Genomic DNA, 23,300 nt, shown 5'->3' with positions numbered 1-23,300 from the left:
AAGCTGTATCTTTTATTGGCAGAAATAGCCAACAAAAGGATGCCGCGCCGCCCGTTAACGCAAAATTATCTACAAACTGAATCCACTTATATCCGGCTATCTCCATTAATAAAAATCTTTCTTAACTCTACACCTTAACTTTTCAAAAACAAATATACTAATATTATTAGTTTTTAAGCTAATAATATTAGTATATTTGAAAATGAATTTTGAGCGGATAACCGAAAAATTAAGCATCCTAGCCGATGCTGCGAAATACGATGTCTCCTGCTCATCGAGCGGAAGCAAAAGAGCCAATAAAGAAAAAGGTTTGGGAAACGCAACAGGAATGGGCATTTGCCACTCTTATACTGAAGATGGCCGATGTGTAAGCTTGCTCAAAATCTTATTAACCAATGTTTGTATTTTCGATTGTGCGTATTGCGTAACCCGAAAAAGCAACGACATTAAACGCGCAGCTTTTACCGTGCAAGAAGTGGTAGACCTGACCATTAACTTTTACCGTAGAAATTATATTGAAGGATTATTTCTGAGTTCAGGCATTTTTAAAGATGCTGACACTACCATGGAGCGTTTGGTTTCTGTCGCCAAGAAACTGCGTTTAGAAGAAAATTTTAACGGATACATTCATTTAAAAAGCATTCCTGGCGCATCAAATGAATTGATGCGACAAGCAGGATTGTATGCCGACCGCTTAAGTGTAAACATAGAACTGCCAACCGAAGCAGGCTTAAAATTATTGGCACCAGATAAAAACCACAAAGACATGACCGGCCCGATGGACTTTGTAAACAAAGAAATCATCGCTTATAAATCAGAGAAAAAACTTTTTAGATCTACTCCGAAATTTGCCCCTGCTGGGCAGAGTACGCAAGTTATCATTGGCGCTACACCAGAAACAGATTTAGAAGTCATTGCGATAGCCAATAATTTTTACAAAGATTATAAGCTAAAACGCGTTTATTATTCCGGTTACATTCCTGTAAGTGATGATTCCAGGCTGCCCTCGCTCCAAAGCAAAGTTCCCATAATTAGAGAAAACAGGTTATACCAAGCCGATTGGCTGATGCGCTTTTATGGTTTTAAAGCAGAGGAAATTTTAGACCCGAAAGATCCTTTTTTGGCGCTGGATATGGACCCGAAGTTGGCTTGGGCGCTTAGAAATCAATCTTTTTTTCCCATAAACATTCAAAACGCAGATCTCGAAGCGATTTTGCGCATACCCGGAATCGGCGTAAAATCTGCATGGAAAATTGTTTCTGCGCGTAAATTTTGCACTTTAAATACAACGCATCTTAAAAAGATGGGCGTTGCGCTAAATCGCGCAAGTCATTTTATTTGCTTTAACCAATTCCAAGCAACTTATAGTAAATTGGATAGTCCAGATTTAAAATCGGTGATTTTAAAAACGGTAAAAAGCAAATATGCCAACGATTTTAAACCGCAACTTTCTCTGTTCTAATGCACATTTTAATTTATGATGGAAGTTTCGAAGGTTTTCTAACCGCCGTGTTCGAACTGTATGAATATAAGTTGGCGCCAGTGCAAATCGTTAAAGAAAGCGCACCTTTGCCGCTCTTGTTTATCAACGCAAAAATCGTAATCACAGATCGGGTAAAGGCCGAACGCGTTTTCACCAAGCTGAACGCCATTATTGGCAAAAAAGGCATTCACCAATTGCTTTGTTCCATCTTAACAGAAAAAGACGATTGCGAAATCCATTTGCTAAACGTAATTAGGTACGTGCTCAAAAACCCAAACGATAATGTATTGCAGAACATGGCCGATCCATCTGTGTTAAAATTGGCGCAACAGGTTAAAATGATTGGACGAGAAAAGCATAGAATGGAAGCTTTTGTGCGTTTCAAACTTACTTGTGATGATATTTATTTCTCAGAAATAGAACCCGATTTTAATGTGCTGCCACTCATTCTCAGCCATTTTAAACAACGCTACCAAGACCAAAAATGGTTAATCTTTGACCAAAAAAGACATTACGGCATTTTCTACGATTTGCAAACCGTAGAATATGTAGAGATGGATTTCAACGAACTTAAAAACAGTAGAGCAGGATTAGAAATGTTGGCCAAAGACGAAGAACTCTACCAAAGCTTATGGAAAACCTATTTCAAAAGCACGAATATTAAAGCAAGAAAAAATACCAGGTTGCACTTGCAGCACGTTCCGAAACGGTATTGGAAGTATTTGACTGAGAAGGTTTAGATTAGCTATTCTTCCGTTGCTCTAAAAATCTAAAATTATTATGCACCACACAAGCCGACGAAAAATCGTCATTGCGAGGAACGAAGCAATCTAATTCGTACCAAAATTACATGGTCTAACTTTTTATCTTTTATGTATTGAATAATCGCAACCTTGTATGTGTCTAAATAAGGCGAATTTTCAATGGGTGGCTGACCTGCATAACCCGCCAATGTAAATACATGGCATTGGTAATTTTTGCTGTATTTTGCGATGGTCGAATCCCAAACGGCGCTACTACAAGTTAAGCCTGGAATAAACAACATGGGCTCGCCTTTTCCTGTTACTGTGACAGCAAAAGGTTTTGCAGCCGGACTTTGTGCAAATAGATTACTTCCTGTAAGTAGGAAGATCATCAACACCATCGGAAATCCTAAAATTTTCTTTTTCATCTTTTTATTGTTTACTTCTTAGTAAGGGAGGATGAAAATTTATTACAGTTTTTGGTGAAGTATTTTTTACACAAAAAATTTCAGATAAAAGTTCTATATTGTGGGAACTAAATTAATAATCGTGCTTGATCTCAAAAGTTTGATTTAACTATCTATAAAAGCTTAATACGAGGTTTCAAAAACTTAGAATCGCAAACCAAATATCAAAGACCTGGTAGCAAGTCTCGAGGAATTATTTAGTTTATTAAAAGCCGACCTTAACCTAAAACTATCCGAAATGGCTCCAGAAGAGACAAATGATGCGACAAGTAAAGCGTCCACCCAAATCAAAAAAACTGTTCCGAAAAAAGCGGCAGGAAGAGGTGCAAAAAAAGCACTTCCTAAAAAAGATTTGAAAAATAAATCTGGCAACTCAAAAAGTACCACTTCACCGACAAATTCTAACTATCCTCGTCATTCTCTTTTAAAGGCATTAAGGATACCTAAAGCGATTTTAGAGCAAAATGCCGGTAGAGAATGTACAGACGTTGAATCAGCATCTTTCGTTGGAGTTAATTATAATGGCGGGCCATATGCTTCCGAAATTAGCTCGGCTATAAAGTTTGGCCTACTTGAGAGGACAGAACCCAAGAAAATAAAACCAACAGAATTAGCAAAGAAAATTTTAAGACCGCAAACTGCCGATGATGAATTAAATGGTTATCGAGAAGCTGTTTTAATGGCACCAGTTATAGGAAATGTTTACAAACATTATAGAGGAGAAAACTTGCCCGACAGAAAGTTTTTTGAAAACGCCTTGACCGAAACTTTCAAAGTACCAGAAGAAAAATATTCTGAATTTATAGATATATTTAACGAATCTCTCACAGTTGCTAAGCTGATAGAAAAAAACGGCGATAAGTTTAGAGTAGTTGATATTTCTACTAATGCACCATCTTCGTTACTAAATGCAAACTCTGAAATAAAAAAGCTAGGGAAATCAGTAAACATTGCGGCTGGCGATTCATGCTTTGTAATGATGCCTTTCGCCGCACCTTTAGGCGACTACTACAGCAAAATATATGATCCCGCTATAAGGAAAGCGGGTTTAAATCCTATTCGTGCAGACCAAGACATTTTTGGAACAGGCAAAATCGTAGACCAAATTTGGCATGGTATTAATTCAGCTAAAGTTTTAATTGCTGAATTGACAAACAGAAACCCAAATGTTTTTTATGAGCTTGGATTAGCTCATGCTTTAAAGAAACCGGTAGTATTAGTGTCATCAAATCAAGATGACGTACCCTTTGACCTGCAGCATATCCGTGTTATCTACTATGACGTCAATGACCCTTTTTGGGGGAACAAACTTATTGACAAAGTAGCCGAGAATATATTATCAGCACTTAAGAATCCTGAAGAAGCAATGCTATTTAGAGATGTATAAATATTGGTATATAATTCCCAATCTGGCGCAAGCTTCCGCTTATGCATTTCCTATTAATAAAAACTTTACGAATCAAAAATAGACAACTTAAATATCAAGTTTATTTTTCGTTTGCCTGACAAATACTTAAAAAAGTATTTCATTTTGTTCCATTATTAGTTAACTTTGTTTGATGAAAACAATTCGAGAGATCGTTTTTTATAAAGATTACTTCGACGACTTTTTTGAAACCCTAACTGCAAAAGCAAAGGATAAAATTGACGAAGTTTTGTTTATGATTACAATTCTTGAACGTGTACCAACTAAATTTTTTAAAAGTATTGAAGGCATAAAAGGACTTTTTGAAATTAGGGTTGAATATGAAAGTAACATCTACAGAATATTTTGCTGTTTTGACAAAGGAAATTTGATAGTATTGTTTAACGCATTTCAAAAAAAAACACAGAAAACACCAACTAAAGAATTGAACAAAGCAGAAAAAATAATGAGGGAATATTTTAACGAACAAATAGAGCTAAAAAATGCAAGCAGAAAATAAAAACATCAAAAATTTTGCCGACCACCTCGACAAAAGATATGGGGAAACAGGTACTGAAAGCAGAATTAACTTTGAAATTAAAGCAAAATCTTTTGCAATTGGCGAGTTAATTAAAGAGGAAAGAAAATTAGCAAATTTAACTCAAGAACAGCTTGCAGACAAAATAGGTGCTAAAAAAAGTTTCATATCAAGGATTGAAAATGGGCACAGCGACATCCAACTTTCAACACTTTACAAGCTAATAGAATTTGGCCTTGGTCGAAAGATAAACCTCACAATTCAGTAAAAGCTATCATCATAATGGCTCAAGCGTCCGCTTGTGCATTTAATAACTACTCAGTAATTACGCTGATCGAATCTTCCAAACTGCAAAAGCTTCGTTAACACAAGCGGACGCTTGCGCTAGACGGATTTGTCGTGTAAAAAACCTACCTAAAATTATCCAATATTCTTTTTCTGTCTTCATTTTCTTTGTCGTTTTTGTGATACAATTCTATGAAGGTAATTTTTTGGTCGGCGGGAAAGTAAGCGTATATTAATCTTAATCCAGAGTTTACACCTCTGCCTTTTAAGCTGTCGCAAGCAATTTTCTTCACTTTTATAATGCAGGTTTCAATTCCTAAATTGTTTATCTCGAAACTAAATGGAGGCTTTTCATTGGGTCTTACTTTTAAAATGGTTTTAACAACAGCAAGATCAGTATGCAGACTTCTATATTTCTTTAACAATCGCTTTAAATCTTTATCGAATTCCAGAAGTGTATCAAAAACAACCATTAGTTTTCGGTTTCATTATAGACCCTTACCGTATAAGGCAATTCTCTATAAAAAGCTAAGTTGTAATTAATGTCTTCGCCGTTTTCTGTAACTTCCCAAGGCAAATCTTTATGAGAATAATCACTTATAGATGTGGCGCTCCAATCGCTCATTTGCTCAATTACCCGATCGATAACGTCTTTTTCGCTTGCTTTTAACTCGGTTAAATCTGCCTTTTCTAAGGGCAAATAACGCGTTTGAGGATAACCACGATATTCGGCTTTAATGCGTTGCAACTGCCCAGCTTCAATCATTTGAGTGAAGATGGCATCTAATTTTTGCGGAACTGGACCATAAGGCAATTTGCGGTAATTGGCGCCAGTTAAATGTTCCTCATATAATTCGTAGTAGTTGAAATCAGCGAAATAAAGCAACTTGTACAATACTGTTTCGCCAACATTTGGTTTGCCTGCGCACCGTTCTAATATATAAAGCAACACATTCTTAAACTTGTTTACTTGCAATGTTGGTATGGAGACTCGTTCTTCTATTTTCGTCGATTTCGCTTTTGTCGTTCCCAGGATTTCTTGAGTTGCAGTAAAATCTTTAGATAGAAAATGATCTAGTGAAAAAGCCAACACCAAAGAAAAGCTTTGCATTTCGAGAATGTCAACACCTCGGTTACCTAATTCTATTTGAGCCAAGGATGGACGGGAAATGTGGATGCTTTTGGCTAAATCTTCTTGAGATAAGCCTTTTAATTTTCTAAGTTCTGCAAGTCTTTTGCCAATTTGTTTTTGTGATAATGTTGTGTTCATGTTCAATTCCTTTAGTATTCTCAACGAAACAAAGGTAATCTTTGTTTTGATATTAAACAAAATCATGTTCTATATCAAAACAAATACAATTTTGAAGAACGTTTTTTGGTAAGTAACTAGTAAGCAGCCTTTCTGCGATATCAACTCAACCCTTTCAAAACCTCCGTAAATTCCTTTTGAATTTCTACCGTTTTATCTTTAGCATACCAACCATGCAGTTTTTCTGCTAATACAGGCATTTCAGTTGTTTCTTTTTTCCAATCTGCCAAGAGTGTTTTCAAAACTTCTGGGCGCGGACCCCAGCTTGCCAAAACTTCGTTTTTGGTTTCACTTAAAAACAGAATAATTGGAATTGCCTTGCCGCCGTTGGTTAAATGTGCATTTACCAATTCTTCATTTTTATCGCGAAGTACAAAACGCAACTCTAGTTTATCTGGCGCAGCCGAAACCATGTGGTCTAACACGGGAACAATTTGCGCAGCATCGCCACACCAACCTTCGGTAATTACGAGCAAATGGTATTTTCCTGTTAAATTGTTTAGTGCGTTGGATAAATCATCAGAAAGTTTAACGGTTTTGTCGAGGCGGTTCATGCGCTGCACATTCAGCTTGGTATAATCTACCATAAAATCTGTATCATCATCTCCAGTAGTTAAACCTTGTGCCAGTTTCTCGTCGATTAATTTGCGATAGTTTTGGTAGTTGATGCCTTGGGTGGCAAATATGTTTTGGTAATTTATCATGTATTTTTTTGAGTTCTAATTATTTTTTAGAATGCTAAGTTCGGTAATAAAAATGTTTAAAAAGATGATAAAAATTAGATTGCCCCCTAAAATGTCTTACCTGTCAGAATATAATTTAGCCCTCCACTCTTCCTAATGCTGTCCTATCCGGACGGGAGTCCTACTTTTTTCTTGATGAAAAAGTAGCAAAACATCAAGGCTGGCATCTCTTTGGGTAAAAATTCGCCAAGTTGTTTAACATCGATGATTCGAGGCTTTGCCTTTGCCTTTTCCCTCCCACGACTGCGAATCCTCTTCGCAGCAATTAGCCCGCCCGGCTTCTGCAAGCAGCTTTAGTCGTTTTTTCCTCCAAACAGCTGCGAGGCCGCTCCCACCGGGATGGCGATAGCGAGTTTTCCGGCCGAGAATGCATCTTAATTTTTTTATAAAAAAAGCAAACTGAGTATTTCAGCGAACTCATGAATGTAGAGGAGAAAATTAATGACGGTGGCCTAATTACTGCCCCTCTGCTTCACGCTGTCCTTCCGGACGGGAATTCTAATTTTTCTTGATGAAAAAGTATCAAACCGAGCATTTTTGGGAGTTCATTAGAGCCATTTACGAAAATCCAAATCCCGATGTCAACATAAGAATGAAAATTAAACATAACTGTAATTTGTCCTAGGCTCAGGCTTTTCGGCCTCTTGAGCGGCCAACTCAAGATACTTTTTTCTTAGTCAAAAAAGTATCCAAAAAGACAAGGTAAAACGATCCTTCCACGCTATAGCCTAACACGTGGCTCGGCGTTTTACCGAACCTGCGCTCCCTATCCCTTGGAAATACTTCGCGCAGAATTTATAAACTCCGATTTCCCTTTAATTTTCGATGCCAGAATTCTTTTTTTTTCGGCACTACATTATGCATTTTCTTATTTCCGGCCCCATCCGGTTTTGCGTTCAGGATTGAAATGAAAATCCTTTTAGCCAGCAAAAGCCCCTTTGGGGTTGGGGCAATGTCATTAACTTAAAGAAATCGTTTGTCCTTTAGATTTGTCTTAGTCTATATTTAAGGATAAACAAATTTTTACTTTTACTTGTAATAACTTATTTAGAGATTACCTAAAACGGTAGCGGCACATTACTTACTTTGTCAAGGTTTTTATGCCTATTGACTGATTTAATCCGCTACCGTTTTTTCCCTTTGTGACCAGATAACAATTAGGGCAGTACCCATTATTAAGGACTAGGATCGATGGGGTAAAAATTAGGTAACCGTTGCAAACTTAAAAAAATAATATGATGAACAACACCACGTTTTATTTTATCGGGATCGATGTCTCGAAACCGTACTTCGATGCCTCGCTGATGGCGGTAGTGAACCACATGAAGATGCCGATAGAGACCCTGCGTTTCGGCAATACGCCAGAGGGGATAGAGCAGTTTGAAAAATGGCTAAGGCAGAACGGTGCAGCCATGGATGAACGTTCGCTGGTGGTGATAGAGAACACGGGTGTCTACCACCGTCTGATCTGGTCTTTCTGCACCAAGAAAAACCTCCCCCTCCACATCGGCAACGCGGCCCATATCAAGTGGAGCTTTGGCATCGCCCGGGGCAAGAACGACAGGATAGACAGTATCCGGTTGTGCAACTATGCGTTCAGGGAATCAGACAGCTTAAGGGCCACAGAGGCCTTAGACCCACAATTGCTGAACCTCAAAGATTTTATATCAGCCAGGACAAAGCTGCTAAAACAGCTGAGCGGCATACGGGTCACGGTAAAAGAACTCAGGAACACCAACTCAAAGTCCCATCAGAATATTCTGGAAAGATCGCTAAGGTCGGCCATCGAGGGGATAGCGAAATCTATAGGGAACATCGAGGAGGAGATCAAGAAAATCATAGCCGGGAACGCTTCCTTCAAACAGAACTACAAGCTCTTGAAGAGCATACCCGGAATAGGGCACGTAACGGCAGTATATCTGATCGGATGTACGGCCAACTTTGCGGGCAATCCCAGTGGCAAGCAACTGGCCTGTTATGCAGGGGTCGCACCGTTCGAACATAGCAGCGGAATAAGTATAAGAGGCAGGACCCGGGTGCACCGGATGGCAAACAAAGAGCTCAAGAGATTGCTGCACATGGGTGCGATGTCCGTCATACAGCATAGGGAAGAATTCAAGATGTACTACAGCAGAAAACAGGATGAGGGCAAGCACAATATGTGCATCCTGAATGCCGTGAGAAACAAGATAATATTAAGGGTAGCCGCGGTTATCAAAAGCCAAAGCCCGTATAAAAATAATTATAAAATAGCAGCCTAAAAATTTGTAGAAGTCATAACAATCAGTCAGAGCCTGTCGAAGACCTTAAATATGAAGTTGCTAAATCTAAAAAAACAAATAAAATGGCTGTCCTTCGACAAGCTCTGGATGACACCATTTTATTGGTTTTTCCTTGAGTTAATGACATTGGGGGTTGGGGAGGTTAAAAGATTGTAATGGAAAGCCTGACCCGAGTATTGGCCAAAAGCGTGGGAAAGGGGAACGTCCAAATAAATTTACGATAACTTTATTGTCTGATTTCTGACATCTGACTTCTGATTTGCCTCTCCTTTCATCAACTTCTCCACATGTTGCGTCAACGCCACAAAATCTTCTACACTTAGTTGCTCTGCTCTTTTTTCGAAGTAAATATGATCATCCATATCTGGTTTGGGCATCAATCCTGCCAAAGCATTTCTTAGTGTTTTTCTACGCTGATTGAATCCGGCTTTCACAATGCGCCAAAATAATTTTTCATCGCAAAGTAATTGCTCAACTTCATTTCTGGTTAGCCGAATAATCGCTGAATGTACCTTTGGCGGCGGATTAAACGTACCTGGCTTAACCGTAAACAAATATTCTATTTTATAAAACGCCTGAATGAACACGCTTAAAATACCATATTCTTTGCTTCCCGATGGTGATGCACAACGTTGGGCAACTTCTTTTTGAAACATCCCAACCATCTCTACCACTTTATGGCGGTTGTCTAAAATTTTGAATAAGATTTGAGAGGAAATATTGTATGGAAAATTACCTATGATGGCGAATTTATCGGGGAAAATATCATCAAAATTAAGCTTTAAAAAATCGCCGTTAATAAGCTTATCGCCAAGTTGCGGATATCTATCGGCCAAAAACTCAAAAGATTCAACGTCGATGTCGATCAAAAAAGTTTCGAAGTCTGTGCGTTCCAATAAAAAATCAGACAAGATGCCCATTCCGGGGCCAACTTCTAGCACCTGTTTGTATTTATCAGTGGAGATTAAGCTGTCTACAATGCGTTTGGCAATTGTTTTATCGGTTAAAAAATGCTGACCCAGATGTTTTTTTGCCCTAACCACACTCATGCTTTATTTGCTTTAGTCGTTTTTTTGAATGGGAATTCCCTGTACAAATTAACTAATTTTAATCCACAGGGCGTGCAATTAAGCTAAAATCTGTATTTTGCGCTAAATACAGAAAAGCATGAGCGATAAACTAAAAATCGGGATTAGTATAGGAGATGTAAACGGAATTGGCTTAGAGGTGATTATAAAAACGCTTTCTAACCCTGCAATTTTAAACTACTGCACACCGATTGTTTATGGCCACACCAAAGTTGCTTCCTACCATCGCAAAGCAAATAAATTGGCCGATTTTAGTTTTAATGTAATTAACAACGCGGACCAAGCCCAAGATAGAAAAGCCAACATGATAAATTGTTGGGAGGAAGATGTAAACATAGAGTTGGGCTCGGTTACAGAAGTTGGCGGAAAGTATGCTTTATTGAGTTTAGAACGTGCTACGGCCGATTTAGTGGCAGGAAATATCGACGCATTAGTTACCGCGCCGATAAATAAAGATAACATCCAATCTGCCACCTTTGCTTTCCCAGGCCATACAGAATACCTACAAGAAAAAAGTGGAAGCAAAGATGTGTTGATGTTTTTAATCAGTGAAGAATTACGTGTTGGCGTAGTAACTGGCCACATTCCATTAAAAGATGTAGCGAAGAACATTAGCCAAGAAAAAATTGTAAACAAGATAAAACTCATTAACGAAAGTTTAATAAAAGATTTCTGGGTTGAAAAACCTAAAGTAGCGGTACTGGGATTAAATCCTCATGCTAGCGACAATGGTTTGTTGGGTAATGAAGAAGCAGACATTATTTCTCCCGCCATTAAAGAATTGTATGATAAAGGCATAATGTGTTTTGGCCCTTACCCTGCCGATGGCTTTTTTGGCAACGCCGCTTACAAACAATTTGATGCGGTTTTGGCGATGTACCACGATCAGGGATTGATTCCGTTTAAAACCTTGGCTTTTGAAAATGGCGTGAACTATACCGCAGGATTAAATTTTGTGCGCACATCACCAGATCATGGAACAGGATATGACATTGCCGGAAAAAATTTGGCAGACCCAACCTCTTTTACCGAAGCGCTTTTTGCGGCAATTCACATCGTAGAAAAACGCAGAGAACAAGAAGAAATGCTTAAAAACAAATTGCGCACCGGCAGAGTGGTAGAAACGCAGTTCGATATTAAAGATGATGCTTCATAAATTACGATTTTAGATTTACGATTGTTTGAATAACAGTAATAAAATGCTTTCATCCTGAGGTTTAATATATTTCATATAAATCAATGTAAATGACGTTTTTTAACGTGCTATAGCCATCTTGCTACGACCGGCCTAGCAGCAGTTTGGAGGAAAAAACGCCAGAAGCTGCTTGCAGAGACCTGACGGGTTATGCCTGCGAAGGTGATTCGCAGCCGTGGGCGGGAATAAGCCTGGGGAGAGGCCTCGAATCATCGATATTGAACAGCTTGGCGAATTTTTACCCAAAGGGATGCCAGCCTTGATTTTTTGTAAACTTTTTTATCAAGAAAAAAGTTTGAAGCCCGTGCGGCTAGCACAGCGTGAGACAGGGCGGAGGTCTTTTTTTGATAAGGCCGAATGAAGGGGGTGGTAGAAATCAAATAATATTATAATTATTTGATATTCAATTGATTATAAATAACGTCAATGGTAGCCTGTCGAAAGACTAACATTTAATTAATCGTTGAATTGTGAACGGTCTTCGACAGGCTCAGACAGACACCATGTATAAGAAATAATTAAATTATGGAGAAAAAATTTCATATTGCCGTGTTAATTGATGGAGACAATGCACAACCTAAACTATTGCAAGCCATTATAGAGGAGGTTTCCAAATATGGAAAAGCAACCATTAGACGTATTTATGGAGATTGGACCTCGGTTTTAATGAACGGATGGAAGGAAATCATCAACCAACATTCCTTTACACCAATTCAAAAGTTTTCTTACACAACAGGAAAAAATTCTACCGATGGTTCTTTGATTATTGATGCTATGGACATTTTGCATGGCAAAAACGTTGATGGCTTTTGTATCGTTTCTAGTGATAGCGATTATACCGGTTTGGCAAAAAGAATTAGAGAGGAAGGAATTTTTGTAATGGGCATTGGCAGAAAATTAACTCCGACAGCTTTTGTGCAATCCTGTGAAGTTTTTACATTTACAGAAAACATTACCCCCGAAAAAGAGCAGAAAATAGTTGCTAAAAAAGCGGCTTCTAAGCGTTCTAAGTTAACAGGAAATGAACCTGAAAGCACTAAAATAGAAGTAAAAATCGATACTAAAAATATAGATAAAGCATTTGACATTTCTGCCGGCGAAGAAGACCAAGCATATATTGCACAGATTGGTTTAAACTTGCGCAAAATTGATCCAAGTTTTGATTCAAGAGCTTTCGGATATAAAAATTTGACACAAATGTTCTTAAATCTACCAAATTACCAGGTACTTAAAAACAATGTTAACGGTTTAGATCATCCACTCATCAAGCGGAAATAGCAATTGCTGTTAAAAGGCAGAGGGCTTTGCTGCAGATTCAACAACCTTTAACATGTTCGAGACAATCGGCTTTTCAGTTTTCATCTTCAACTGATTTAAAATGTTTAGCATTTCTGTCTGGACCAATCTATCCTTTTTTCCATAATCCCAAATGGGCATAATACATTCTTCGAATAGGTTTTCGAAACTCTTATCTCGCACATAAATGCGCACCTTATTTTCATTGTCTTTTACGTAAACTTGAGACGGCGATTCCAACTTACAGAAAAGCAAGTTACCGATAGATTGGAGCGCTAAGACGGCTGTTTCTGGGTCGTTAATACCCGGACTTAGTGCTTTTAAAGCAATCTCCATCAACTGCTTAAAGCCGTAATAAGAGTCTACATCTATATCTCGGCTCATGCTAATTTCTATAAACTGACTTATCTTTTCGAAAAAATCATCATGTACATCGCTTTTTTTGTACACGCACAGCAATGGATTTCCCTTTAAGATATAATCACCTATTTTAGCGCCAAGCTCTATTACCACATCTTCCTTAATGCAAAACCGCAGCATATCTTCCCTATCAAACCCTTGAAAAAGCCCACTTCGATATGCACCAATGGTTACTTTTTTAGCTGGTTTATCGAACGAAATGGGCAGTCCGTTACTTTTACTGGTATATTCTAAACCATCTTCGGTCCGCTTAGAAATTCGCTTAATAATAATCTCGAACTTCACCGTTTGTGTAACATAATGTAGAAAATAAATGAAGAGAAAAATATCGGTAATCGTAAAGCCAATTAAGAGATAGGTACTTATTGCTGGCACATAAACGCCAGTATTTACATCTCTTATGGTACTTAATAAAAATAACGCATACACAATTGTGCCGATGTAAAAACCCAAAACAGTTTGCTGAAATCGGTTGCCTATCAAGTTTCCTAAAATCCTATTGCTCATCTGCGATGCTGCCTGATTGAGCAAAATCATCACCATGGAAAAACTAAAAACGGCAAGCGAAATAATACCGCCAGCAATTGAAGAACAAATACTTCTAGCGGTGCTGGCATCTTTTAAACTCAACCAATCTAAACTCGCTTTAAACGCCCTCCCCGATTCAGAAAAATCAAATTGAATCATAATGTAAGCCAACAATAAAAAGCCTACAGAGATAAGAGCTGGCAAAAAAGCTATACTATTAACTGCGGCACGGTAGGTATTTCTAATCCATTTGCTTAAAGACTGCTTCATTTGTTTGGTTTGATAATTAGATAAAGTTGCAATTTACATACCCGAAATAATGCGATATTGTTTTCGTTTTCTACGCTAGGCGATGATAAAATCTTATAAAGATAACCGTTTTACCTATCTTCGAATGACCATGCAGACAACTATTTAATGTAACATGAAATTATTCGACGAGCCCATAGATTCCTCTAAAAACCTCTTGCCTTTTGATGGTGAGGTAAATTACTATGGACAAGTTTTTTCATTGCAAAAAGCAACTGAATTGTTCGATAGCCTCGCAGCTACGTTAGCTTGGCAACATGATGAAGCCCTGATTATGGGAAAACGCATTATAACCAAAAGAAAAGTGGCCTGGTACGGCGATAAACCTTACGAATATACGTACAGCAAAACCACGAAAACAGCACTAAACTGGATTCCCGAGTTGTTAGGCTTAAAAAAAACAATTGAACTTATAACTGGCGCAGGTTACAATTCTTGTTTGGCAAACCTCTACCACACTGGCGAAGAGGGAATGGCTTACCACAGCGACAACGAAAAAGATTTAGCAGAACATGCCGCAATTGCTTCTCTAAGTTTTGGTGCAGCGAGAAGATTTTTGTTTAAGCATAAGGACAGCAAAAAAACAATAACCACTTTTTTAGAACCTGGAAGCCTCTTGGTGATGAAAGGCGAAACACAAAAAAATTGGCTCCATAGGCTGCCACCTACAACAAAAACTACCCGCCCGAGGATAAACCTTACTTTTAGAAAAATAAGTTGAATAAAAAACCTTGCTCTTTGGTTATTACACTTAGCGTGAAAAAAATTTAAAAATCAAAAAATGACCAACTAAATTTGGTTTACTTTTTGCTTGTTTAACGAAAAATCAAAATATGATAAGGAACTTATTAATATGCGGATTGTTTATGTGCCTAACCAGTGCGTGTTCACAAAAAATGAATCCAACCAAAAAAGGGAATGCGGTAACCTCTGCACAACTGGACAACACGCAATGGGAATTATCCTCTTTGCCCGGAACCACACTTCCTACAGATGCTAAAGCAACCTTAAACTTTGGAGATTCGCTTAAAGTAAACGGAAAATCTTTTTGCAACGGCTACGGCGGACAGGCAGAAATGGTAGATGGAAAGTTTGAACTGAAAAATGTGTTCGGCACCAAAATGTTTTGCAAAGAAAGCGCGGTTGCCGAAACGGCTTACTTAAAGGGGCTAAACGAAACCACCACGGCCAAGTTGAGAGATGGTAATTTGGTGTTGTTAAACAACGAAAAAGAACTATTGATTTTTAAAAAGACCAACTAAAACATAATTGGTATAAGAGTACAAAGCCCGAAGATATTTTAGTATTTTCGGGCTTTCTAGCTTTAGTCTACAAATGCAGCTCCATTTAAAGAAAAATATCAGCTTTTTTTTCGCAACGACAAAAACTGCTTTTGTCATTTTGCAAAAAAATGATCCATTGCGTTTGGCAGGTGCAACTGCGTTTTTTACCAATTTCGCACTTCCCCCCATTTTGCTCATTTTAATAAGACTATTTGGCTATTTTACGGATAGACGCAAATTAATAGATACAATTTTTGACCGCTTGGCCAATATTTTAGATGCCGACAGCATCAATCAAATTAGATTTACCCTAAAAAATATTAGGAGTGTAGAGCAAAACTGGTATGTTACCATTATCAGTTTTGTGTTTTTTTTGTTTGTCGCCACCACCTTGTTTACGGTAATTAAAAACTCCGTAGAACAAGTATGGAACGTGGGCTACAAAGAAAGGCGCGGTATTTTCTCTAACTTAATCGAACGAGCTAAAGCTTTTTCGGTTATATTATTGGCGGGTCTTTTGTTCTTTATCGGTTTATTGGCAGATAGCATTCAGGCTTTTATAGGCTCTTTTATTTCTGGCGGGCTATATGCTGCCGTCTTTTTTACCGCTGTGGTAAACCAAATTATTTTTGTGCTTATTGTTACGGTTTGGTTTTCGGTGTTATTTAGGTTTTTAACCAATGGCCGCCCCAGCTGGAAGAGTGCTTTTTATGGCGGGTTACTTACCGGCACTTTATTTACGCTGGGAAAATACATTCTACGGATTTTGCTCCCGCTAAGCAATATAGGCAACGTTTACGGGTCTGCTGGCAGCATTGTGGTGATCATGCTATTTGTGTTCTATTCTTCTCTTATCTTTTATTTTGGCGCCTCGTTTGTAAAAGCGTTGAGCGATAAAAAGGAATTTCCTATCGAAGCAAAAAATGGCTCTTACATTTACGAACAAACGGAAGTAGAAACCGAATAACCTAAAAAAGGCTGCCCTTTTTAGGCAACCTAGTCAATTTTAAATGGTAAAATGTGGGCTAGCTTTTAGCGTCGTCAATCGCTTGTTGTTCCCTAAGCGCATCCACCTTGTTCTTATCGCCAAACTTATCTGTCTTCTCTGCAAAATATTCTATAATTCCGCCAATCGTATCTAAGTTATCGGCAATTCTTTGATGAATGTCTGGCAAATCTTTTTCCAATCTCTTGTCAGAAAGGTCGAAGTTATCTACCTCAATTTTTCCAATCTTTTGAATCAGAGCTTGCTGTGTATTTTGGAGATCTTCGAGCTCGCGAACAATCTTTTCCATCAACTCAAATTTCTTTAAAGTATCCATTATTTTAGTGTTAAACTGTTAAATGTATCCTAATAAACCCAAAACCAATGTTTTTGTTTTTTCAATAGTTATTAATTATGGATTTGGAATTACGAATATTAACTAATACATTAGTTTAAGTTTAATGCCTGATGACAAACTTGTGCGCTGTTTTATTTTTTAGTCTTTGTAGTTCTTTTGCTTTTGCTCAGGCAAAGCAAACTGTAGATAAAGAAAAACTAGTTGATTTATACCAGAACCAAAAGTACAGCGAAGCAGCAAGTTACTTAATGAGTATTTACGGCAAAGATGCAGCTGATTTTAAAGAAATCACACAATTAGGCTATTGTTATTTAATGGGTGGCAACACAGCCGAAGCAGAAAAATTTTATTCAAAAGCAGACTTAATTCAACCTCAAAATCTACCTGTTCTCTTTAGCCTTGGCAGCATTTCAATCAAGCGAGGAAATACGGAAAAAGCAAAAAAATACTATGAAGAAATTATAAAATTAGACAGCAATAATTTCAACGCTTACAAACAGTTGGCAGCTCTGCATCCAGAAGTCTTTAGCCTTCAAAAATCAGATTACCTTAAAAAGGCAAATAAATTAAACCCAACGGATGTAGATATTGTACTTGATATGAGCGAAATGTACGCCAAAATGAATCTATTCGGCCTTATAGAACCTATTTTAAAACCTGCACTCGAAGCAGATTCAAATAATATTCGGCTTCTAAAAATTAAGTTGCCTTTACTTCTATCAAATAACGAACTTGATGGCGCCATACAAACGGGTGAAAAACTTTTTGCTCTGGGAGACAGCTCAACTGCCGTGTTGAACAATCTCGGCAAAGTATATTACATGAAAAATGAGTTCAAAAAAGGTCTTGATTATTTTAAGAGGGTTAGCTTGTCTTCATCTGGCGATAATGAATCGCTATTTTATAATATGGCGCTTTGTTATCGCGGATTAAAAGACTATCTGTCTGCTACAGAAAATTTCAAAAAAGCAATCAAAGCAGGAATATCTAAAAACACACTACTTTACTACACAAAAATGGGCGAAAGTTTTGAGCAGGCTGGGGAATTTGAAGCAGCGGCGACCACTTATAAAAAAGGGTCATTTTTTGATAACGATGGGAACTTACTGTACATTTTAGCTCAGATTTACGACAAAAAATTAAATCAGAAAGTAAATGCAATTTCAACTTATACTCAAGTTTTAAAATCTTTGCCAAACACAGAAGGAAACAAACCTGCAAAGGCTTACATTATCAATAGAATTGAAGAGTTGAAGAAATAGTTTAGGGTAAATTGACAAAATATATTAAGAGTATTTTACATTTTTTGGGCGCTTTTCCATGCCTTCCATTGTATCTTTTGTCCCTATCAAACAGGTACAAAAGATGCCGTTTTAGTTCTTAGCTCGGGGAGCATGGAAATACTAAACGCTCTGTGATAAAATATAAACTAATCGGGGCGAATTGAATTCGTCTCAAACAGATAAGATGACCGAGATATCGAAATATAATCCCAAAACCAATTATAGAAGCAACCCATTGCCTCTTTTACCGTGTTTTTTATTTGCTCAACAGCCTAGCCACATATTTACCAATAATATCAAACTCCACATTAACCGTGTCGCCCTCGTTTATCTCATGCATATTGGTATTTTCGTAAGTGTAAGGGATGATAAAAACCGAGAATTCATTTGCGGTAGAATTAACCACAGTTAAGCTAATTCCGTTAATACAAACTGAACCTTTTTCTACGGTTACATTTCCCATATTTGCATCGTATTTAAAACGAAATTCCCAGCTACCATCTAACTGGCTTCGCTTAATGCAAGTTGCAGTTTGATCTACATGGCCTTGTACAATATGTCCATCTAACCGCCCATTCATTTGCATGCACCGCTCCAAATTTACCTTGCTTCCAACTTTAAGCATGCCCAAACTTGTTTTATTCAGCGTTTCCTCTATCGCTGTAACCGTATGCGAGCCAGCATTTAATGCCACTACGGTTAAACATACGCCATTGTGGGCAACGCTCTGATCTATCTTAAGCTCATTGCCTATAGCAGATGAAACGGTAAAATGTAGGTTAGTTTCTTCTTTTTCGATGCCGATAACAGCCCCAAGAGTTTCTATAATTCCGGTAAACATGTTGTGTGTGGTAAAAAACTTATCTTATTCTTATTAATTTCTGCGCCTATTTTTGATCCAATTAGATTCCTTTTGCTTTGCTTCTACATCGGTGGATTTCGCGCTGCCTTGATAAACCTTCGCTGCCATTACAGCCGCTATCATCGCCTCCATTTCATCATATTCATCTAGCAACTCTGGCTTAAAGTATTTCTCTACAAATTGTGTATCAAAATTACCCGACCTAAAAGCTTCGTGGCACATTACAAAATTACCAAATGGCAAGGTAGTTTCTATCCCTGTAATCTCATATTCGGCAATCGCACGTATCATTCTCTCAATTGCTTCTGCCCTATCATTGCCATAAACAATCAATTTGGCAATCATCGGATCGTAATAAATGGGTATTTCCATACCTTGCTCAAAACCATCATCTACGCGCACCCCAATGCCTTTTGGTATTTTATAGGTTTTTAGCGTGCCAATATCGGGCAAAAAGTTAGTTCTCGGATCTTCTGCATACACCCTTAATTCTATGGCATGGCCGATGATTTCTAGGTCTTCTTGCTTGAAAGAAAGTTTTTCGCCACGGGCAATTTTAATTTGCTCTTTAACCAAATCTATTCCCGTAATCAATTCGGTAACAGGATGTTCTACCTGCAAGCGCGTGTTCATCTCTAAGAAAAAGAAATCTAGCTTTTCGTCTAAAATAAACTCTACAGTACCTGCGCCAACGTAATCTACAGCTTTTGCAACTTCTACCGCACATTTGCCCATTTGCGCTCTAATTATAGGCGTTAACACCGATGATGGCGCTTCCTCTACTACTTTCTGGTGCCTGCGTTGGATGGAACATTCGCGTTCGAATAGATGTACTATGTTTCCGTGGATATCTCCCAATACTTGAATCTCTATGTGCCTTGGCGAAGTAACATATCGCTCTATAAACACAGATCCATCTCCAAAGGCCGATGTTGCTTCGCTTACCGCCAAATTCATCTGCTCCTCAAAATCTTCTGCCTTTTCTACAATACGCATTCCTTTGCCACCGCCGCCGGCTGCTGCCTTTATCAAAATTGGAAAACCAACTTCCTTTGCCCTTTTTTTCGCTTCCTCAATATCTGTTATGGCTTCTTCTGTTCCAGGAACCAAGGGAATGTTATGTTTTAGGGCTGCCGCTTTTGCGGCGAGCTTATTCCCCATGGTCTCCATCGCAGCCGCAGATGGACCTATTAAAATCAGGCCAGCTTCGGCAACTCGTTTGGCAAATTTGGCGTTCTCTGATAAAAAACCGTAGCCAGGGTGAATGGCTTCTGCGCCTGTTTTTTTACAGGCCTCGATGATGTTTTCAATCACTAAATAGCTCTGGCTAGAAGCTGATGGGCCAATAAAAACGGCCTCATCTGCATAGCGCACATGTAAAGCACCTCTATCTGCCTCAGAAAAAACGGCAACGGTTGCAATGCCCATTTCTCGTGCAGAGCGCATAATACGCAAGGCAATTTCTCCCCTATTGGCAATTAAAATTTTACTAATTTTAGGCATCTCATTAAAAGCTAACACTATTTTAAATGTCTTATAATCTCTATCGTTTCGTCAACCATGGCTGGGCTAATGTCTAAATGAGTAACCAGCCTAATGGTGCTATGGTTTGTTGTACTGCACAAAATTCCCTTCTCTTTAAATTTTTGAACGGTTTTGGCAGCATAGCCCTTGGCTACCTCAAACAAAACAATATTTGTTTCTACCGGAACCACATGGTGTACATAATTGGACTCGGCAAGCGCGTAGGCCAATGTTTTTGCATGATGATGATCGTCCTTTAGTCTTTCTATGTTATTATCTAGCGCATAAATACCTGCCGCAGCCAAAAAACCCGCTTGTCTCATTCCACCTCCAAAAGCTTTTCTAATCTTCTTTGCTTTGGCGATGGTTTCTTTATTTCCAAGCAAAACCGAGCCCACTGGCGCACCTAAACCTTTAGATAGACAGATGGAAATGCCATCAAAATATTGCCCATATTGATGCGCTTCATCGCCTGTGGCAGCAAGGGCGTTAAAAATCCTGGCACCATCTAAATGAATTTTCAGCCCTTTTAAATTACATAAATGGTGTATGGGCGCAATTTGAGAAAGGGAATAGCATTTACCGCCACCTTTGTTTACCGTGTTTTCTAACACCACCAAACTGGTATTTGGATAGTGGATGTTTTCGTCATTCACCTCTGGCTCAATCAACTCTGGCGTTAAAATTCCACGTTCGCCGTGCAACAACCTCAAAGAAGCAGAAGAATGGTAGGCAATTCCACCCACCTCGTACCTATACACATGTGCAGTTTGATCACATATTACCTCGTCCATTGGTTGGGTAAAACATTTTATGGCTATTTGGTTGGTCATGGTACCGCTTGGGCAAAATAAACCTGCCTCCATGTTAAATTGTCGCGCCAATTTCTGTTCTAAAGCTTGTACTGTTTCGTCTTCATTGTACACATCGTCGCCCACTTTGGCGTGAAGCATGGCATCGAGCATCCCTTCTGATGGTTTGGTAACCGTATCACTTCGAAAATCTATTATTTTGTTCATTTTAGTGTAATGTTGGTATTTTTCGTAATTTAAAAAAGAGAAAGCTATTTAACATGATTATTTTAGCTATTTTAGAATTTTCGGAGAAAAATTAAGCTTTTCATGCGGCGTTTATTTCCTGTTGATAATTAAATTGTTAAATAATTATTAAAAAAAGCGCTGTTAATTTAAGACTTTTTATACTTTTATCGCACTAAACAAAAATAAAGAACAATGATAGTAATTGCAGACGGCGGCTCTACCAAAACCAATTGGTGTTTGATAAATAAAGCGGGAAGAAAGATTTATTTCAATACTGAAGGTTATAACCCATATTTCTCTAAGGAGGACTACATTGTTAAATCTCTAAACGAAACGCTTCCAGACCACTTGGAACGCGACAAACTTACCGAGGTTTATTATTACGGAGCTGGTTGTTCTACCCCCGCCAACGTTAAAATAGTGGCCGATGCCATGAAAAGAGTCTTTACCAAAGCAGAAGTTTTTGTGGGTCATGATTTGCTGGCTTCTAGCCGAGCTTTACTTGGGGATCAACCGGGTTTTGCTGCAATTTTAGGCACAGGCACCAATTCCTGCCTTTACGACGGTATAGACATTACCATGAACATAGATTCTCTCGGCTACTTTTTGGGCGATGAGGGAAGTGGCTGCTTTATTGGCAAACGCCTTTTGGGCGATTACATGAAAGGCTACATGCCAAAGGGTCTGCGTGAAGCATTCTATGACAACTATGCTTTAACAAACGAAGACATTTACGACCATATTTACAATAAACCCTTGCCAAATCGTTTTTGTGCTGGTTTTAGTAAGTTTCTATATGATTTTAAAGATAATTATGAAGACTATGCCTTTAAAACTGTCGATTACGCATTTACCGCTTTTTTCGAAAACTTGGTGGTTCATTATCCAAACTACAAAAACTACACCTTAAATTGCGTAGGATCGGTTGGTTACAGTTTTAGAGATATTTTAAGTATTGTTGCCGATAGATATGAAATGGGCATCGGGAAAATTATCCGTTCTCCAATAGACGACCTGGTAGACTACCATTTAGAAATTGCGCCAAAGAACAGCTTAGGCTAGTGCCTGATAGAAATTCTTCCTAAAAAATGGATGGTTTAGATTTAATCGATTAGCCATCCATTTTTTTTTAAAAAGCAATCTCTTTACCGAACAGTTTTGCATATTTCCGCTTATCAAAGCGGTATAATGTAGCAGCACGATAGGAAACGCCTTTTTGTTTTTCATTAAGTTCTTTCAACACCCCAAAACTGGTAATCTTCTTTCTAAAATTTCTTTTATCTAATTTTTTGCCCAAAACCAGCTCATAAACATGTTGCAGCTGGGTAAGCGTAAACTTCTCTGGCAATAGTTCGAAGGCAATGGGCTGGTGCTTAATTCGGCGCTTAATTTTCTCTAAGCCTTTATCGTATATCTTTTGGTGGTCAAAGGCCAATTTAGGGAGCTTGCTAATCGGCATCCAGTTTGCCTGTTTTGCATAACTGCTTCTCGGCACTACTTCTTTTTCGCCACCCAACCTAATCAAAGCATAATACGCTAAGGTGATCACTCTACCTTGCGGGTGCCGACCAGGATCGCCAAAAGCATAATACTGCTCCATATAAATACCACTAAGCCCGGTCAGCTCATACAAAATACGCTCGGCAGATTGATCTAGGCTTTCATTATGTCCAACTATATTGCCCGGCAAAGCCCACCAGTCTTTAAAAGGTTCTTCATTTCTTTCGATGAGCAGGATTTTAAGCTCTTTGCCATCGAAACCAAACAAGACACAATCAATCGAAAATACAGAATCAAAATGAGGTAAAATTTGTTCCAAGTTACATTATTTAGGTGGAGGCTGTTAACATCATAATTTTCAATATTAAGAAAAA

24 protein-coding genes are annotated in these 23,300 nt (G+C 38.2%); 13 read left to right on the top strand and 11 right to left on the bottom strand.

The features are described 5' to 3' along the window. Positions 1-202: 202 nt before the first annotated feature. Positions 203-1,462, top strand: coding sequence for a putative DNA modification/repair radical SAM protein (locus tag ABIB40_RS04150; RefSeq protein WP_354356263.1), 1,260 nt, complete (start codon positions 203-205; stop codon positions 1,460-1,462). Beyond that, positions 1,462-2,223 (top strand): TIGR03915 family putative DNA repair protein, encoded by a 762-nt coding sequence (locus ABIB40_RS04145; RefSeq protein ID WP_354356261.1) that lies wholly within the window; start codon positions 1,462-1,464, stop codon positions 2,221-2,223. Before ABIB40_RS04150 ends, ABIB40_RS04145 begins: the two co-directional genes overlap by 1 nt. Positions 2,224-2,291: 68 nt before the next feature. Here the strand turns inward: ABIB40_RS04145 and ABIB40_RS04140 are convergent, their stop codons facing one another. Next, a complete protein-coding gene (locus ABIB40_RS04140) occupies positions 2,292-2,654 on the bottom strand; it encodes an alpha/beta fold hydrolase (RefSeq protein ID WP_354356260.1) in 363 nt (120 codons plus the stop codon). A gap of 277 nt (positions 2,655-2,931) precedes the next feature. Between ABIB40_RS04140 and ABIB40_RS04135 the strand changes: the two genes are divergently transcribed. From ABIB40_RS04135 to ABIB40_RS04125, 3 genes are all read left to right on the top strand, one after another. Next, entirely contained in the window at positions 2,932-4,080 is a 1,149-nt protein-coding gene (locus tag ABIB40_RS04135) for a hypothetical protein (RefSeq protein ID WP_354356259.1), read from the top strand. Positions 4,081-4,252: 172 nt separating this feature from the next. Further along, entirely contained in the window at positions 4,253-4,618 is a 366-nt protein-coding gene (locus ABIB40_RS04130) for a type II toxin-antitoxin system RelE/ParE family toxin (protein ID WP_354356258.1), read from the top strand. Next, positions 4,602-4,904, top strand: coding sequence for a helix-turn-helix domain-containing protein (locus ABIB40_RS04125; protein ID WP_354356256.1), 303 nt, complete (start codon positions 4,602-4,604; stop codon positions 4,902-4,904). The genes ABIB40_RS04130 and ABIB40_RS04125 overlap by 17 nt, the downstream gene beginning before the upstream one ends. Positions 4,905-5,046: 142 nt before the next feature. Here ABIB40_RS04125 and ABIB40_RS04120 read toward each other — a convergent pair whose 3' ends face one another. The 3 genes from ABIB40_RS04120 to ABIB40_RS04110 all read right to left on the bottom strand — a co-directional run bounded on the left by ABIB40_RS04120 (position 5,047) and on the right by ABIB40_RS04110 (position 6,934). Further along, complete coding sequence (locus ABIB40_RS04120) at positions 5,047-5,394, bottom strand: hypothetical protein (protein ID WP_354356254.1); 348 nt, start codon at positions 5,392-5,394, stop codon at positions 5,047-5,049. After that, positions 5,394-6,191 carry a type II toxin-antitoxin system antitoxin SocA domain-containing protein gene (locus tag ABIB40_RS04115; RefSeq protein ID WP_354356252.1) on the bottom strand — a complete coding sequence of 266 codons (798 nt, stop codon included), beginning with the start codon at positions 6,189-6,191 and terminating at the stop codon, positions 5,394-5,396. Before ABIB40_RS04115 ends, ABIB40_RS04120 begins: the two co-directional genes overlap by 1 nt. 140 nt (positions 6,192-6,331) lie before the next feature. Then, on the bottom strand, positions 6,332-6,934 hold the full coding sequence (locus ABIB40_RS04110; RefSeq protein WP_354356250.1) for a thioredoxin family protein: 603 nt from the start codon (positions 6,932-6,934) through the stop codon (positions 6,332-6,334). A gap of 1,274 nt (positions 6,935-8,208) precedes the next feature. Between ABIB40_RS04110 and ABIB40_RS04105 the strand changes: the two genes are divergently transcribed. Next, positions 8,209-9,234 (top strand): IS110 family RNA-guided transposase, encoded by a 1,026-nt coding sequence (locus ABIB40_RS04105; RefSeq protein WP_354356248.1) that lies wholly within the window; start codon positions 8,209-8,211, stop codon positions 9,232-9,234. Positions 9,235-9,470: 236 nt separating this feature from the next. On the opposite strand, the gene rsmA is transcribed toward ABIB40_RS04105, so the two are convergent. Next, positions 9,471-10,304 (bottom strand): 16S rRNA (adenine(1518)-N(6)/adenine(1519)-N(6))-dimethyltransferase RsmA, encoded by an 834-nt coding sequence (rsmA, locus tag ABIB40_RS04100; RefSeq protein ID WP_354356246.1) that lies wholly within the window; start codon positions 10,302-10,304, stop codon positions 9,471-9,473. A 118-nt stretch (positions 10,305-10,422) separates the two neighbouring features. Between rsmA and pdxA the strand changes: the two genes are divergently transcribed. After that, the gene (gene pdxA / locus ABIB40_RS04095; RefSeq protein ID WP_354356244.1) at positions 10,423-11,499 is read left to right on the top strand and encodes a 4-hydroxythreonine-4-phosphate dehydrogenase PdxA; all 1,077 of its coding nucleotides are present in this window, start codon (positions 10,423-10,425) and stop codon (positions 11,497-11,499) included. A 564-nt stretch (positions 11,500-12,063) separates the two neighbouring features. Continuing rightward, positions 12,064-12,816 (top strand): NYN domain-containing protein, encoded by a 753-nt coding sequence (locus ABIB40_RS04090; RefSeq protein WP_354356242.1) that lies wholly within the window; start codon positions 12,064-12,066, stop codon positions 12,814-12,816. Positions 12,817-12,825: 9 nt separating this feature from the next. Here ABIB40_RS04090 and ABIB40_RS04085 read toward each other — a convergent pair whose 3' ends face one another. Beyond that, positions 12,826-14,052, bottom strand: coding sequence for a DUF2254 domain-containing protein (locus ABIB40_RS04085; RefSeq protein WP_354356240.1), 1,227 nt, complete (start codon positions 14,050-14,052; stop codon positions 12,826-12,828). 154 nt (positions 14,053-14,206) lie between these two features. Between ABIB40_RS04085 and ABIB40_RS04080 the strand changes: the two genes are divergently transcribed. From ABIB40_RS04080 to ABIB40_RS04070, 3 genes are all read left to right on the top strand, one after another. Beyond that, entirely contained in the window at positions 14,207-14,812 is a 606-nt protein-coding gene (locus ABIB40_RS04080) for an alpha-ketoglutarate-dependent dioxygenase AlkB family protein (protein WP_354356238.1), read from the top strand. Positions 14,813-14,987: 175 nt separating this feature from the next. After that, positions 14,988-15,353, top strand: coding sequence for an META domain-containing protein (locus ABIB40_RS04075; protein ID WP_354356236.1), 366 nt, complete (start codon positions 14,988-14,990; stop codon positions 15,351-15,353). A gap of 139 nt (positions 15,354-15,492) precedes the next feature. Then, entirely contained in the window at positions 15,493-16,341 is an 849-nt protein-coding gene (locus tag ABIB40_RS04070; RefSeq protein ID WP_354356234.1) for a YihY/virulence factor BrkB family protein, read from the top strand. A 58-nt stretch (positions 16,342-16,399) separates the two neighbouring features. Here ABIB40_RS04070 and ABIB40_RS04065 read toward each other — a convergent pair whose 3' ends face one another. After that, positions 16,400-16,696, bottom strand: coding sequence for a hypothetical protein (locus tag ABIB40_RS04065; protein WP_354356232.1), 297 nt, complete (start codon positions 16,694-16,696; stop codon positions 16,400-16,402). Between the two features lie 131 nt (positions 16,697-16,827). On the opposite strand from ABIB40_RS04065, the gene ABIB40_RS04060 reads away from it, so the two are divergent. Then, a complete protein-coding gene (locus ABIB40_RS04060) occupies positions 16,828-17,979 on the top strand; it encodes a tetratricopeptide repeat protein (RefSeq protein ID WP_354356230.1) in 1,152 nt (383 codons plus the stop codon). A gap of 277 nt (positions 17,980-18,256) precedes the next feature. Here the strand turns inward: ABIB40_RS04060 and ABIB40_RS04055 are convergent, their stop codons facing one another. Genes ABIB40_RS04055 through ABIB40_RS04045 form a run of 3 tightly spaced genes read right to left on the bottom strand, consistent with a single transcriptional unit; the run spans position 18,257 to position 21,405 of the window. Further along, a complete protein-coding gene (locus ABIB40_RS04055; protein ID WP_354356228.1) occupies positions 18,257-18,841 on the bottom strand; it encodes a riboflavin synthase in 585 nt (194 codons plus the stop codon). Between the two features lie 33 nt (positions 18,842-18,874). Further along, positions 18,875-20,365 (bottom strand): acetyl-CoA carboxylase biotin carboxylase subunit, encoded by a 1,491-nt coding sequence (gene accC, locus ABIB40_RS04050; protein ID WP_354356226.1) that lies wholly within the window; start codon positions 20,363-20,365, stop codon positions 18,875-18,877. A 17-nt stretch (positions 20,366-20,382) separates the two neighbouring features. Next, complete coding sequence (locus ABIB40_RS04045) at positions 20,383-21,405, bottom strand: threonine aldolase family protein (protein WP_354356224.1); 1,023 nt, start codon at positions 21,403-21,405, stop codon at positions 20,383-20,385. Positions 21,406-21,618: 213 nt separating this feature from the next. Between ABIB40_RS04045 and ABIB40_RS04040 the strand changes: the two genes are divergently transcribed. Beyond that, a complete protein-coding gene (locus ABIB40_RS04040; protein ID WP_354356222.1) occupies positions 21,619-22,488 on the top strand; it encodes an N-acetylglucosamine kinase in 870 nt (289 codons plus the stop codon). 67 nt (positions 22,489-22,555) lie between these two features. Here ABIB40_RS04040 and ABIB40_RS04035 read toward each other — a convergent pair whose 3' ends face one another. Continuing rightward, positions 22,556-23,245, bottom strand: coding sequence for an NUDIX hydrolase (locus ABIB40_RS04035; protein WP_354356220.1), 690 nt, complete (start codon positions 23,243-23,245; stop codon positions 22,556-22,558). Positions 23,246-23,300: the final 55 nt, after the last annotated feature.

This window comes from Pedobacter sp. UYP30 (genome assembly GCF_040547165.1).
Taxonomy (GTDB): Bacteria; Bacteroidota; Bacteroidia; order Sphingobacteriales; family Sphingobacteriaceae; genus Pedobacter.
The sequence above is the reverse complement of the archived record's forward strand: the minus strand, read 5'-3'. Positions and strand labels throughout refer to the sequence as shown.